The following is a 13,831-nucleotide window of genomic DNA, read 5'->3' as shown; positions in this document are numbered from 1 at the left end:
GAACCATGGAACGCGTGGCCATCCGCAGGATTCTCGCCGCCACGGACTTCTCCCCAGCCTCTGAAGGTGCCCTGCGGTGGGCCTCCCTCCTGAGCCAGCGCTTCGGGGCGGACCTCGTCCTCCTCCACGCCCTCGCCCTGGACCCCGCCCTGCTCCTGGGACCCACCGGGGTCACGGTGGACCTCTACACGCGCCTCGTGGAGCACGCACGGCAGGAGGCGGAGCGGCTCCTGCGCCAGCTGGAAGAACGCCTCCCCGGCGCCCGGAGCATGATCCGGGAAGGTCCGGCCCGGGAGGTCATCCTCCAGGCCACCGCGGAGACCGGGGCGGACCTGGTGGTGATGGGGACCCACGGTCGCAGCGGCATCCCGCGTCTGCTCTTCGGAAGCGTGGCCCAGCACGTGGTGGTCCATAGCCCCGTCCCCGTGCTCACCGTGCGCTCAACGGTGACGGATACCCCCCAGGTGCGAACGGTGCTCGTGCCCGTGGACTTCTCCCCGGCTTCCGATGTTGCGCTTCCCTGGGCGGAACTGCTGGCCCGCGCCTTCGGTGGCCGGATCGTCCTGCTTCACGTGGTGGAGCTCACGTACGAGGAGCTGTCCGCGTTCTCGGAGTGGGCGGGCGGAGAGCCCCTCCTGGAGGCGGTGCTCCGGGCCGCGGAGGAACGGGCCCGGGAGGAGTTGCGGACGCGGGCCGAGCGCCTGCAGGGTGCGGAGGTGTTGCTCCACACCGCCTTCGGCACCGCCACCGCCCGCCACCGCATCCCGGAGGTGGCCCGGGAGGTGGGCGCGGATCTCGTGGTGATGGGCACCCACGGCCGCACGGGCGTGGAGCGGATCCTGTTCGGAAGTGTGGCGGAGCACGTGGTGCGCGCAAGCCCCGTGCCCGTCCTCACCGTGCGACACCGGGCTGAGGCGGGCTCGCGCTGAGCCCGCTTCTCCGGACGTCTAGGGATGGTAGGCTTGCCGCAGCATCATCCAAACCCGACGGGAGGTGCCTATGGGAACCGCACGCCCTCGTGTTCACCTGGTGGCCCGGGATGTGATGACCTCTCCCGTGGTCACCGTCCGGCCCGATACCCCCATCAAGGAGGTGGCCCGCCTCCTCCTCACCCACCACATCAGCGGCGTCCCCGTGGTGGACGAACACGGTACGCTCGTGGGCATCCTCACCGAGGCCGACCTCCTCTACAAGGAGCTCCCCGAATCCCCAGAGGAAGGAGGCCTCCTCCGCCTCCTCCGCAGAGGCCAACTCGCACACGCCGAGCGGAAGTCCGAGGGCCTCCTGGCCCGCGACCTCATGACCTCCCCGGTCATCACCATCACCGAAAATACCCCCCTCCGCGAGGCCGCCGCCCTCATGACCCGCCACCGCATCAACCGCCTCCCCGTGGTCCGAGACGGCCAGGTCGTCGGCATCCTCAGCCGCGCAGACGTCCTCAAAGCCCTCACCAGACCCGACCACGAACTCCTGGAGGCCGTCCGTAGAGCCTTCCTCGAAGAACTCTGGATCGACCCCACCCGCCTCCGCATCGAGGTCCATGAGGGCGTGGTCACCCTCGAGGGAGAGGTGGAACGCCGCTCCGATAAGGAACTCGCCGAACGCTGGGTGGCCACCATCGACGGCGTCGTCCGCGTGGAAAGCCGCCTCACCTACCGCTTCGACGACCGCGCCACTTAAGGGGATCCGGTTCAGGGAGGGGGATGGTCTCCGGGGAGCGGGTGCAGCCGTAGGTCCTCCACCCGGTATCGGAGCTCCGTGGTGTCCACGGACGTTACCCCGTCTACCATGGCCACATACCGGTGCACGAGCTCCACGTCGCTGGCGCGCTCCACCTCCCCCCGGATGCGCACCGTTCCCCCCTCTGCCTCCACCGCCACCCGGCTAAGGTCCACTCCGAGCTCCTCCGCGAGGACCCGCCGGACTGCCTCCACGAGCTCCGGATCCGGCCGCGCGAAGGCCTTCAGCACGTCCGCCCGGGTCACGATCCCCACCACCTTCCCTTCCCGCACGATGGGGATCCGGTTGACCTTGCGGAGGAGCATGCGCCGGGCCAGCTCCCGCACCGGGGTGTCCTCCGTGGCCGTGATCACCTCCCGCGTCATCACCTCCTCCACCCGCACCGTCCGGCCCGCCCGCAGCCGCACGTCCCGCCACAGGAAGGAGAGAAAGCCCCGCCTGGCTTCCGGCATGGGCTGGGCCTCCCGACGGAGCAGATCTGCCTCCGTCACGATCCCCACGAGTCTTCCTTCCCGATCCACCACGGGCGCCCCGCTGATGTGGTGGCGCAGGAACAGCTCCGCGGCCTCCCGGAGCGTGGTCTCCGGGCGGAGCGTGATCACGGGAGAGGTCATCACGTCCTTGGCCACGAGCCAGGTCCGCATCGGGATCCCTCCATCCCCAGTGTTCCCGGAGAGGGGCCCCAGAACCATCGGGTCCCTGACCGAATCTGGGAAGACGCGGGATTACCGCCGGCGGGTGATCCGGGGGATGCGCTCATAGGGAGCCACCCGCAGCCGGGCATCCACGATGGTGGCTCCGGATTCGTGCACGAGGACCGGGTTGAGGTCCAGCTCCGCGACCTCCGGAAGGTCGTCCGCCAGGGCTCCCACCCGCACCAGGATGTCCACGAGGGCCCGCGTGTCCCGCGGGGGCATGCCGCGGTAGCCGTGGAGGAGGGGGGAGGTGCGCAGTTGTGCCAGCATCTCCCGGGCATCCTGCTCCGTGATGGGCACGAGCCGAACCGCCACGTCTCGCAGCAGCTCCGTGAGGACCCCACCCGCCCCACACGCCACCACGGGACCGAAGGTGGGGTCGTGGACCACCCCCACGATCATCTCCACGCCCGGAGGGGCCATGGGCTGCACGAGAAAGCCGCGGAGGGAGATCCCGGAGTTCTGCAACCGGGCCCGCATCTCCTCCGCGGCGGCCCGCACCGCCTCCCGCCCCCGAAGCCCGAGCCGCACCCCTCCTACCTCGCTCTTGTGCACCAGGGCGGGGGCTACGGCCTTGAGGGCCACCTCCCCGCCGAAGGCTTCTGCCAGCTCCCCAGCCTCTTCCGGGGTAGTGGCCACCCGCTGGTCCAGGATCGGGAGCCCGTAGCAGGAGAGCACCCGGCGCGTCCGCTCCGGGTCCAGCCATCCTCCACCCTCCGCGAGGGCCCGGGCCACCTCGCCCACGGCCTCCTCCCGCCGGATCCCGGGTAGCTCCGGAGGCTCCGGGATGGGCCGGCCCAGCCACTCCCCGTACCGGGCCGACCGGGCCAGGGCGATGGCGGCCCGCTCCGGGAACTCGTACACAGAGAGCGGGATCTCTCCATCCCGCGGCTCCCGGGGAACGCCGTCCGGCGTCATGAACACCGCGAGGACCGGCTTCCGGCCCCACACCCCCGCCGCCCCTTCCCGGATGGCCCGGGCCACCTCCGCGGCGGGGATGGTGGCGGGCGGGATAAAGATGGCGACGAGGGCGTGGATTTCGGACTCCTCCCCGAGGAGCCGCAGGGCTTCCCGGTAGTGCTCCGGTCGGGCCGCGGCCGTCATGTCCACGGGGTTGGTGACCGCCGCGTGCGGCGGCAACAGGTCCCTCAGCCGCTTCTGGGTGGCCTCCGGAAGGGGTGGAACCCGCAGGCCCTGCCCTTCGCACGCGTCCGCGCAGAGGATGCCGGGGCCGCCCACGTTGGTGAGGATGGCCACATTCCGGCCCCGCGGGGGTGGCTGGTGGGCCAGCAACATGGCCACGTCAAACATCTCCTCAAGGGTGTCCGTGCGGATCACCCCCGCTTGACTGAACAGGGCGTCCACCACCGCGTCCGATCCTGCCACCAGGGCACCCGTGTGGGAGGCCACGGCCCGGGCCCCCGCGGGGGAGCGGCCGCTCTTCGTGGCCACGATGGGCTTTCGCCGGGCAACCCGGCGCGCGATACGGGCGAACTTCCGGGGATTCCCGAAGGACTCCAGGTAGAGAAGGATGACACGGGTGTCCGGATCCTCCTCCCAGTACTGGAGGAGATCGTTGCCGGAGATGTCCGCCTTGTTCCCCACGGACACGAAGCTGCTGAGGCCCAGCCCCACCCGCGCCGCGTACTCGAAGATCGCCAGCGCGAGCCCCCCGCTCTGGGACATGAACCCCACGTGTCCCCGCGGCGGGGGATGAGGCGCGAAGGTGGCCAGCAGCCGGACCTCTGGATGGGTGTTCACCACCCCCATGCAGTTCGGCCCCACCAGGCGCATGCCGCTTGCCCGGCAGATGCGCAGCAACTCCTCCTGGCGCCGGGCCCCTTCCGGGCCCGCCTCCGCGAATCCCGCGGAGATCACCACCAAGGCCCGCACCCCTTTCCGGGCGCACTGCCGGGCCACCTCCGCCACGTGCTCCGCGGGCACCGCGATCACCGCCAGGTCCACGGTCTCCGGGATCGCCTCCACGGACGGATGACTCTGCACCCCCTGGACCACCCGCGCCCGGGGGTTCACCGGATACACGGCACCCGAAAACCCGTACCGCAGGAGGTTCCAGAACAGCTGTCCAGGGATGCTCTGTCGGTCCCGGGAGGCCCCGATCACCGCCACGCTCCGCGGTTGGAGGATGGCCTTCAGGGCATTGGCCGCCGCGATGCGCTCCCGTCGCTCGAACCGCTCCACCGCCTCCGGGGTGAACCGGGTGGGGAAGGTCACCAGGAGCTCTCCCGCCCCCGCCCGCACCTCCGCGGGGAACCCGAGATCCCGCAGCACCCGGATCATGCGGTGGTTTTCCGGGAGAACTTCCGCCTCGAACACCTCGATTCCCTTTGCCGCGGCGATCTCCGCGAGCTGCCCCAAAAGCAGGGTCCCGAGGCCCCTCCCCTGATACGGATCCGCCACCACCACCGCCACCTCCGCCCGGCCCGGCGCCCGCAGGGCGTACATCCCGTGCGCCACCACCCGCTCCTCCGGTCCCGCGGTGGCCACCAGGGCCATGCGGTCCTCGTAGTCCACCTCGCACATGCGCTGGGCCTCTTCTGCCAGGGCCGCATCCCCCAAGGCCGCGAAGAACCGGTACAGGCGCGACTCCTCGGAGAGGGAACGGAGGAACTCCAGGACCCGGGGCCGGTCCTCCGGTCGGGCCGGACGCACGTGCACCGTGGTCCCGTCCCGCAGGACGAGATCCGTCTCCAGGTGCGCGGGGTACTTGCTAACGCGCAGCATCTCTCGGAGGGGCGGAGACGATGCGGATTCCCGAGACATCCACATCCACCACCCCGTCCAGGGCCCGTAGCACCAGCTCCACGAGCCGGGCGTGCTCCGGAGAATCCACCTCTCCACGGATCTCCAGCACCCCTTCCCGGGCCCGGATCGTGAGGCGCCCCGGATCCAGCTCGAGGTCGCGCAGGGTCTCCTGAGCCGCACGCTCCAGATCCTCGTCCCGCCGGAAGAAGGCCCGGAGCACGTCGTTCCGGGTGACGATGCCCACCACGCGCTCCCCCCGCACGATGGGGATCCGGTTCACCCGCTTGCGGAGCATGAGGGCCGCGAGCTGCTGCACCGGGGTGTCCTCCGTGGCCGTCACCACCTCCCGGGTCATCACCTCCCGCACCACCCGTCCCCGGTACCGGCGCAGGTGCTCCCGAACCTCTGGGGGTGCTTCCGGGCCGAGCAGGGCGGTGAGGGGAAGACCCGCGGGCCCCGCCTCCTTGGGCAGCAGGTCCGCCTCCGTCACGATCCCCACGAGCCGGCCCGTCTCGTCCACCACGGGCGCCCCGCTGATGTGCCGCTCCACCAGCAGCCGCGCCACTTCAGGCACCGGGGTCTCCGGCCCCACGGTGTAGACGGGCGTCGTCATCACGTCCCGTGCCCGCAGCCTGCGCACCGCCCCCTCCATCCCGTGACCTCCCCTCAAGCGTACCAGGCGGGCACGTGGGAGGGGATCGGACATGGAGCGGACCGGGATCCTTCCGGAGCCGGATGGCGGATCGGTCCCCACCGCCGCAAGGGACCCATGGGCGCCCTACTCCGCCCGTCCTTCTCCCACCAGCTCCAGGTACGCCCGGAGGAAGTCACTCGCGCTCACGATCCCCACCACCCGACTTCCGCGCACGATGGGAACCCGGCGGACCATCTCATCCAGCATCAGCTGCGCCAGCTCGGCAAGCGGGGTGTCCTCCGAAGCGGTCACGGGATCCGGCGTCATGATGTCCCGAACCCGGCTCCCCGCCTTCGCCACGAGGTCCACGAGGCTCACCATCCCCACCAGCCGCTCCTCCTGGTCCACCACGGGGGCCCCGTGGATCCGGTAGCGGATGAGGACGTCCGCGGCCTCCTCCACGGTCAAGGAGGGATCCAGGGTGATCACGTCCTTGGTCATGATGTCCCGGGCCAGCATTCCATCACCTCCGCAGGGACCTGACCCCTCCAGTGTATCGGGAGCGCCGCGGTTCTGCATGCGGAAGCGTGCGGCGACCACAAAGAGGAGGCGGCGAACCGACCGCGAATCTCTCCGTCGTGCACCGTCCAGAAGGGCGCGGTCAGTCCAAGCGGCCGGGCTGGGCGCTGCTGCGGGATACCCGCTTCGCCCTCTTCTTCATGGGCAACTTCCTCTCCAACCTCGGCACGTGGTTCCAGAACATCGCTCAGGGCCTTCTGGTCTTCCGGCTCACGGGTTCTCCCTTCTACGTGGGATTGGTGAACTTCGCCCAGTTCGCGGCCGTGCCGGTGTTCGCACCGCTCAGCGGTCGGCTCGCGGACCAGTACGACCGGCGGCGTCTAGGAATCCTCGCACAGATGGTGGCCGCGGGGACCGCGGGCCTTCTCTCGGCCCTGTACTTCCTGAGGCATCTCACCCCGTGGCGGCTGATCGCCGGGGCGTTCCTCCTGGGGCTGACGAACGCTTTCTCCACCCCCATCCTGCAGACGGTGGTCGCCTGTCTCGTGCGGCCCCAGGACCTCGCCGCCGCCCTGGTCATGAACTCCGCCACCTACAACCTGGCCCGGGCCGCAGGACCGGTGCTCGCGGTCCTCACCGTGGAGACCGCGGGGTTCGGGTGGGCGTTCCTCATCAACGCGGTCTCTTTCTGCGTCCTCGCCTTTGCCCTGCTCCGGATCCGACCGCAGGGGCAGGAGACGCACCCGGCCGCTTCCCCGCAACCCTCGTCCGGTACCCCGTCGCAGGCATCCGTTCCCCTGCTCCTCATCGCGGCGGGAACCCTCTCCGTGGCCATGGATCCCATCATGACCCTCTCCCCCGCCTTCGCCGCCCGGGTGTTCGGACGGCCGGACACATGGGCGGGGTACCTGGTAGGGGCCTTCGGGATCGGTGCCATCGCGGCGACCCTGCGTACCGGCGGGATGCCCTCCCCGAGGTCCATGGCCCTTCACATGCTGGTCCTGGGCATCGGCGGGCTGGGATTCGCCCTCGCTCCCTCCGGGGAGGTGGGGCTCGCGGCCGCGGGCATTGCGGGATACGGGTTCCTCTACGCGAACGCGGGCACTCAGACCCTCCTGCTCCTCGCGGCTCCTCCGGAGCGGGTAGGGCACCTGATGGGGCTGTGGAGCGTGGCCTTTCTGGGGATCCGGCCGGTGGCCGCGCTGGCGGACGGCGCCCTCGCGACCCTCGTGGGGCTCCGGGGGGCGGCGGTGTTGCTGACCTTTCCGGTGCTCGGGGTGAGCAGCTGGATGCTCCTCCATCCTGCCATCCCTTCCCGGGGCCATACCGGGAGCCGGCATCCCGGAGGGGTGATGCCACAGAGGAGATGAGAACCCCCGAGGTGGTGGCAGCTACGAGCCGGGTGTGGCGCGGATCTCTGGCGGAGGGGGAGGGATTCGAACCCCCGAGGACCTCTCGGTCCTAGCGGTTTGCTCTGTTCGATAGTAGTGGCCAGAAGTTAAGTCATGCGCGGACCCTAGATGTTCGATAGTTGCTTCCTGTCGTCCTGTGTTGGGCCCTGCGTGGCGCCGAGTGGTGACAATTTGGTGCCAACTCCCCGCCCGCCGGAGGCGTGACCGTCGGACCCTTTCTCGGGCCTTGCGCCGGTATTCCCCGGGTCGGGCCCAGTACCGCGCCCGCCGGCGGGCGGCCCGGGCGCAGGCGCTCGTACAGCCGACTGGTGTGTCGTTGGGGTACCGTTGCCGCAGACGGCAGCAGACGTTGGCGGCCTCCACGAACGCCCACTTCAGGCAGTGGTTGGCCTCCATCCGCAACCCTCATACCGACGTTTCCCCCAGACTCGTGGACCCGCAGGGCCACTTCCGCGTAGGCCGCTCTAGTGCTCAGGCCGGCTGAACCGGCTCACGGCCCCGACCTCCGTGCGGATCACCCCCGCCAGGATGAACCCTACTCCCGGCGCAGCCCGCCTCTTCCACCTCCTCCACCGCCCAGTACCAGCGTGTAGTGCTTGTGCACGTCAAAGGCGATATACGGCATCTGCCGCGCCTCCTTCTCTGGTCTGGAAGATCGGGGCCCTCTGCCCCCCTGATCTTCCCTTCGTCAGGGGCGAGGCGCTTTCATACCCTCAGATGCGAATGCAGCGCGGAGGTCAACAATGGGCGAGTTGATGACGGTTCGTGCGTTAGCGGCGCTCCTCGGCGTCAGCCGCCAGGCCCTGTACGCCGCGATTCGGCGCGGGCTGGTTCCCGGGGTCGTCCGGTGGGGGCGGCCGATCCGCGTCCGGCGTCAGGCGGTCCTCCGTTGGCTGGAGGGCAAAGAAGAAGGCAAGCCCTCGAAAGGGGCGCAGCGCCGCGGATCCTGAGACAGATTAGGCCGCGGCCTGCACCGCAACCCAGTTAGAAGGAGGTGTATCCCGTGAAGCATCGCACCAAAAGTTCCTCTTCCCGACAAGTACGCAAATCACGGTCCTGGTGGAGGAGGTACGGGCGGTGAGCCAGCCTGCCTTGGACCGGGACACAGCCCTGCGGGCGATCCGCGCCCTTCATCCGGAAGGCGGCGTCGTGGAGGTCCACGGACTTGGGCGAACCGTTTCAGAGTTCTGTTTACGGTGAAGAAAGAGGGTCGTATGACGTACCCTTCCCGTTGGACAACACCCCCCCATGGGGCGACGGGGAGGACCGCCGATGACCCTCGAGGCCAGTGTACGCGCCTGCGGGTCATAGCCCGGGCCCAGGCCCGAGGTGCGCACACCTTTCTGATACTGGCCACTCTGGTGTTCAGTTGCAGCCGGTCCCCCAGGCCTTTCCCGTCCTACGCCCGTTCTGTCCCTCAACCGTCTCTCCATCGAACGTCCTCAACGTACTTCACCAGCCGGTCGGTGACCCTGTCCGGGTCACGGATCCAGTCCGTGGACCACACGCGGACGATGTGCCACCCGAGGGATTCCAACACCATCTGCCGGATGCGGTCACGGTCACGGGCCGTGCGCGCCGAATGGTAGGTCGCCCCGTCGCATTCGATCCCCACGATGTAACGCCCCGGCGCATCCGGGTCTCTCACAGCCAGGTCGATACGGTAGCCTGAGACTCCAACCTGGCAGTCGACCTGATACCCCCGCGCGACCAGCGCGTCCCGGACTGCTTCCTCGAACTCGCTCTCCGGCTGCCCTGTGCCATCCACTCCGGCACCCATACCGCCACGCTGGGCATACTCGAGGTACTCCGCGAGCAACTTGGGGCCTTCCCAGCGCGCCTGATGCACGATGCCCTTCAACTGCTCTGGTTGCATCGAGGAGACCACAATCATCCGATACCGGGCCCGGGTGATGGCGACGTTTAACCGCCGTTCCCCTCCGCTTCGGTTGAGTGGCCCAAACTGAAGCGACGGGGTCCCGCCGGGCTCCGACGGGCCGTATCCGATATCCAGGATGACGACGTCGCGCTCGTCTCCCTGCACGGTCTCCAGATTCTTGACGAAGAACTCCTCTTTTTGGGGCAAGACCAGCTCCGGATGCTCCCTCATGAGCCGCCGCAGCGCCTCTTCGACGGCATCCCGCTGTTCGATGCTCAGGGTGATGACCCCGAGCGATAGGTCCGGCCGGGTGCGGCAGTGTTCCAGCACAAGCTCGGCCACCCGTCTGGCTTCAACCACGTTGGTGCGCGAGCCTCCCCGCCCGTAGACGCCGTCGGGGACGTAGACGAAGGAGATCCCTGTGTCAACCCCGTCCAGCCGGGGAGACGGAAACGTCACCAGTGTTCTCCCGTAGAAATGCTTGTTCGAGAACGCGATCAGTCGCTCGTCGCGGCTTCGGTAATGCCACTTGAGCATCGGCCCAGGGAAATAGGTGCTGGCGATGTCGAGGATGCTCTCGTAGTCCTGCGCGTCGGGTTCTTCCTCGTCGCCCTCCACGTGAGCCTGGAAGAAATCAGTGGGCGGCATCTGCTTCTTGTCCCCGAAGATCACCGCCTGCTGGCCCCGCAACAGCACCCCGATGGCATCACCCGGCAACAGCTGCGACGCCTCGTCGAAGATGACCAGGTCGAACGAGAAGACCTGCCAGGGTAAGTACGTCGCCACGGAGAGGGGACTCATCATGAGACACGGCTTGACGGCCAACAGCAGATTGGGGATCTGCGGGAACAGCTTCCGAAGGGGCAGATGCCTTCGCTTCTTATTCGCCTCACGAGAGAGGACGGTCAACTCGCCGGCCGGAAGGGGGTCGGGCAGGCGCGACGCTATCATCTCGAAGGTCGCCTTTACAGCCTCTTGCTGGAGGCGCCGATCCAGCTCTTGAAACCTGCGGCGCAGCTCCTCCCACTCGTACCCCTGGAAGGATCGCAACACCTCAGAACTCTCGTACGCACGCCGCAACCACTGTGTGAAGTAGGCCCGTTTAAAGGCATCGGGCAGACGGCGCGCAGGAACCCTCGCAGCCTGACAAGCAGTCAGAAACGGGGACAGCCCGGCTTCTTCCGCAGCCCGCATCTGCCGCAGGTGCTCGAGCCACTCCGGCAAACGGCCCGCTTCCCGTTCCCAGGTCACAGTGGTTTCCCGGGCCTCCTCCAAAGGCCAATCGTGCCACGAGTACCCGCCGACGCCCTTCGGGAACAGTCGGACGAAGTGCTCGTCGGCGGTCGCGCTCCCCAACGCAAGGAGAGCGGATGACGCCCGTTCGAGCAGAGCCTCTGCCCTGGCCCGGATCGCCGCCGGGTCATCGGCGAGTATCGCTCGCCGAAGTGCCTCAGGCAACTGACCTCCCGCCGCCTCCACGGTGGAGGCCGTCCACACGACGGCTTCCACGGTGGCATCGGCCGTCCGGTTCAGGCAATCCGGGGCAGGCTCCAGCCCCAGTTCGGTACGGATGCGGTCGCCGTTGGCCGTTACCCACGCCTCTGCATCCTGCACGGCGAACAGCGCCCGAACCACGGCTGCCGCCTCTCGGCGCCGCAGCTTCCTGCGCAAGAGCTGCCCCAGCCGCCGCTGCGCCTTCCACTCGGTGACCAACCGGCGGTACCACGAGCCTTTCTCAGCCTGGTCCAGCATCCCGTACAGCAACCGGAACTCGCCGGCGTCGGCTGACGGATCCACGCCCAGGCTTTCAAGGTATGCGAGGCCTTGCCTTCTCAGTTCCATGCGTTCGCCGAGCTCCCGTGCGAATCGTACCAGCGACGCTCGCTGCCCCGCCTCGGCGCTGAGCCATGACTCCCGGATGGTCACCAACGGTCTTTTTGCCAGATGCCGCACGAGATCGAGGTGTTCTTCCACCTCCCGCGCCGTGGCAGGCCGCACCCCCGTCAACTCGGCCATCTCGCCGGCAAGGGCCAGCAGGCTGTCGTAAACTCGGTTCAGCGTGCTGCAAAGGGACGCCATCGCGTCGGGAATCGGCGCGAAATCGTCGGACGGTGCAGCGTCCTTCCATGGGTGGGTTCGCTGGTGGTCCCACACACCAAGCCTGGCGATCCGTCCGAGCAACTCGATGACCCGAGCCTCTTGGTCAGGCTCGACGTCAAGTATCCGTTCGAAGGGAAGTCGTGCCGTCACCAGCGGTACGTCCCGCAAGCGGGCCAGGGTTCCATGGACCTGGAACGCGCTGCGTCCCTGACGATCTCGGGGCCGGTGCAATTCATGGACATACTCGTCGAGTTGACTCCTCAGCCGCTGGTACTGCTCGAAAGCAGCCCGGTCGCTTCGGTCCTGCCAGGCCCTCAGGTCGTCCAGGCTGCCCATGAGGTCTTCGACGACGGCCTTTCGGCTGGCCCGGCTGCTGTGGAGGTCGAGACACAGGCGGGCCAGACCTAGCTTTTCCAATCGCTCGTAGACCACCTCGAGAGCGGCCCTCTTCTCGCTCACGAACAGCACTCTCTTCCCCTCGCGCAGGGCCTGGGCGATGACGTTGACGATGGTCTGGCTCTTTCCCGTGCCAGGCGGCCCTTGCACCACAATGGTCCTGCCCTGGCGGACCTGCTCCATCACTTCCAGCTGGCTTGAGTCGGCGTCAAGGACCGGGAATAGCTCCGGCCGGGCATACTCCTCCTCGGCCCTTCGCACGTCGACGGGCCCTGGCTCGGACCGCTCCCGCAAGCCGCACAGTGCGGCCACCACGGGATGCGTGGCCGCACTTTCCGCCACCCCGGGCGCCTCGAGGTCCCGGTACATCGGGAGCTTGTAGAAGGCGAACTGCGCCAGCCATGCCTCGTCTACGACGGTCCAGCCCTTGCGGGCCGCGAGATCTCGAACTTCCCCGAAGAACCGGTCGAGTGCCACAGCGGGAGCCTGCTCCTCGGCATTGCCGTCGAGCCCTGGCAGGGTCAAGCCGAAATCGCGCTGCAACCGGTAAGCAAGAGCGGGGTTGACCTCGACGTCGTCCTCGTGCGGACAGAGCAGGTAGCGCTCCTCGGTTCGCTCCAAACGGACCGGAACGAGCAGAAGAGGGCTATCGATCGTCTCTTCAGAGTGGTCCGCCTCTCGCCATTGCAGCAGACCGAGCGCGAGGAAGAGCGTGTGGACCCCCTGCTCTTCGTAGATCGTGCGCGTTCCGCGGCGCAGGCGCTCGAGCTTTCGGTAGAGGTCCTTGAGGTCCTTCAGGGTCTTGACCGGCGGAGCGGTCTCCAGGTCGCCTGGAGCGACGCGATCCGAAGGGTCGACCGCCTCTTGGAGCTCAAGGTCGTCGACGGCAATGCCTCGTGGCCCGGGGAAAGCCAGCGACCGCTCCCCGACGGCGAGCGCCATGTAGAGGTCATGGACCCCCGGGCGGTCGAGGCGGACACGGGTCGCCAGGCCTTTGTGGAAATGAAGCAGCCGATTGCGAGCCGAGAGATCGAGGAGAGAGCGCTTCCACGCGTTGAGGTATTGAGTCACCTGGCTGAGCTGGTCGGACGTCAGAGCGGCGAGGGCCGGTACGCTTTCTGTCCGCATGGTACGAGACGACTCACCTCCGCCTACCCTTTTACTTTATTTACTTTTATTAACACTTTTCGGAGCGATCCGCTCCTCCTTGCCTGGAACATCCCCGCATCCGTCGCCGTGGCAACCCAAGGGCTGCACAGATGTCCATCGCTGTCCCTCACCCACTGCGGCACGCCACCAAGCAGCCAGGTGACCGCCGCGGACTCACGGATGGCGTCCGGAAGGTAGAGGATGAGGGTGAGACGGCCGTAGCAGGTCCAGTGCTCGCCCAGCACGACGGGAGGCCGCGTGACGAATGGGTTGCAGGCACTGTAGGTGGAGTAAGGGAATCTGTACGGGCCGTCAGGGTTCCAGATGCTGTAGAGGGCATAGCGGCTCCCGTAGCGACTGAGCTGGTTGTGCACGGAGTCCGGGTCGAACCGGCCACAGCTCAGGCACCCTAGAAACCGACGGTGCTCGTCGTCGCTGAACAGGAGCAGGCGACCTCCGGCCAGCAGGGGCGAGGCGCTTCCCAGGAACAGGAGAAAAAGCGCCAAGGCAGCTGAAGCGGTGCGGTGGTGGGCCTTCATGG

General features: G+C 68.2%; 10 protein-coding genes. 4 read left to right on the top strand and 6 right to left on the bottom strand.

What is annotated here, in order from left to right; all coding sequences use genetic code 11:
• Positions 1-5 precede the first annotated feature (5 nt).
• Complete coding sequence (locus QN206_02570; GenBank protein ID MDR7613691.1) at positions 6-929, top strand: universal stress protein; 924 nt, start codon at positions 6-8, stop codon at positions 927-929.
• 70 nt (positions 930-999) lie between these two features.
• Complete coding sequence (locus tag QN206_02565) at positions 1,000-1,680, top strand: CBS domain-containing protein (GenBank protein ID MDR7613690.1); 681 nt, start codon at positions 1,000-1,002, stop codon at positions 1,678-1,680.
• Between the two features lie 11 nt (positions 1,681-1,691).
• Here QN206_02565 and QN206_02560 read toward each other — a convergent pair whose 3' ends face one another.
• The 4 genes from QN206_02560 to QN206_02545 form a co-directional block, all read right to left on the bottom strand.
• A complete protein-coding gene (locus QN206_02560; protein MDR7613689.1) occupies positions 1,692-2,384 on the bottom strand; it encodes a CBS domain-containing protein in 693 nt (230 codons plus the stop codon).
• An 81-nt stretch (positions 2,385-2,465) separates the two neighbouring features.
• Positions 2,466-5,180, bottom strand: coding sequence for a GNAT family N-acetyltransferase (locus QN206_02555; protein MDR7613688.1), 2,715 nt, complete (start codon positions 5,178-5,180; stop codon positions 2,466-2,468).
• A complete protein-coding gene (locus QN206_02550; GenBank protein MDR7613687.1) occupies positions 5,167-5,853 on the bottom strand; it encodes a CBS domain-containing protein in 687 nt (228 codons plus the stop codon). The genes QN206_02555 and QN206_02550 overlap by 14 nt, the downstream gene beginning before the upstream one ends.
• A gap of 126 nt (positions 5,854-5,979) precedes the next feature.
• The gene (locus tag QN206_02545; GenBank protein MDR7613686.1) at positions 5,980-6,354 is read right to left on the bottom strand and encodes a CBS domain-containing protein; all 375 of its coding nucleotides are present in this window, start codon (positions 6,352-6,354) and stop codon (positions 5,980-5,982) included.
• 119 nt (positions 6,355-6,473) lie between these two features.
• On the opposite strand from QN206_02545, the gene QN206_02540 reads away from it, so the two are divergent.
• Both QN206_02540 and QN206_02535 read left to right on the top strand, forming a co-directional pair.
• Positions 6,474-7,724 (top strand): MFS transporter, encoded by a 1,251-nt coding sequence (locus QN206_02540; GenBank protein ID MDR7613685.1) that lies wholly within the window; start codon positions 6,474-6,476, stop codon positions 7,722-7,724.
• 785 nt (positions 7,725-8,509) lie between these two features.
• Positions 8,510-8,716: a helix-turn-helix domain-containing protein gene (locus tag QN206_02535; protein MDR7613684.1), complete on the top strand. Its 207-nt coding sequence runs from the start codon at positions 8,510-8,512 to the stop codon at positions 8,714-8,716.
• 467 nt (positions 8,717-9,183) lie between these two features.
• On the opposite strand, the gene QN206_02530 is transcribed toward QN206_02535, so the two are convergent.
• Complete coding sequence (locus QN206_02530; protein MDR7613683.1) at positions 9,184-13,269, bottom strand: DUF4011 domain-containing protein; 4,086 nt, start codon at positions 13,267-13,269, stop codon at positions 9,184-9,186.
• Between the two features lie 23 nt (positions 13,270-13,292).
• Entirely contained in the window at positions 13,293-13,829 is a 537-nt protein-coding gene (locus tag QN206_02525) for a hypothetical protein (GenBank protein MDR7613682.1), read from the bottom strand.
• Between the last annotated feature and the right edge of the window lie 2 nt (positions 13,830-13,831).

Source organism: Armatimonadota bacterium, from assembly GCA_031460175.1.
Classification (GTDB): Bacteria; Sysuimicrobiota; Sysuimicrobiia; order Sysuimicrobiales; family Sysuimicrobiaceae; genus Sysuimicrobium; species Sysuimicrobium tengchongense.
Note: the sequence above shows the minus strand (reverse complement) of the source record. Positions and strands in the feature narration are given on the sequence as shown.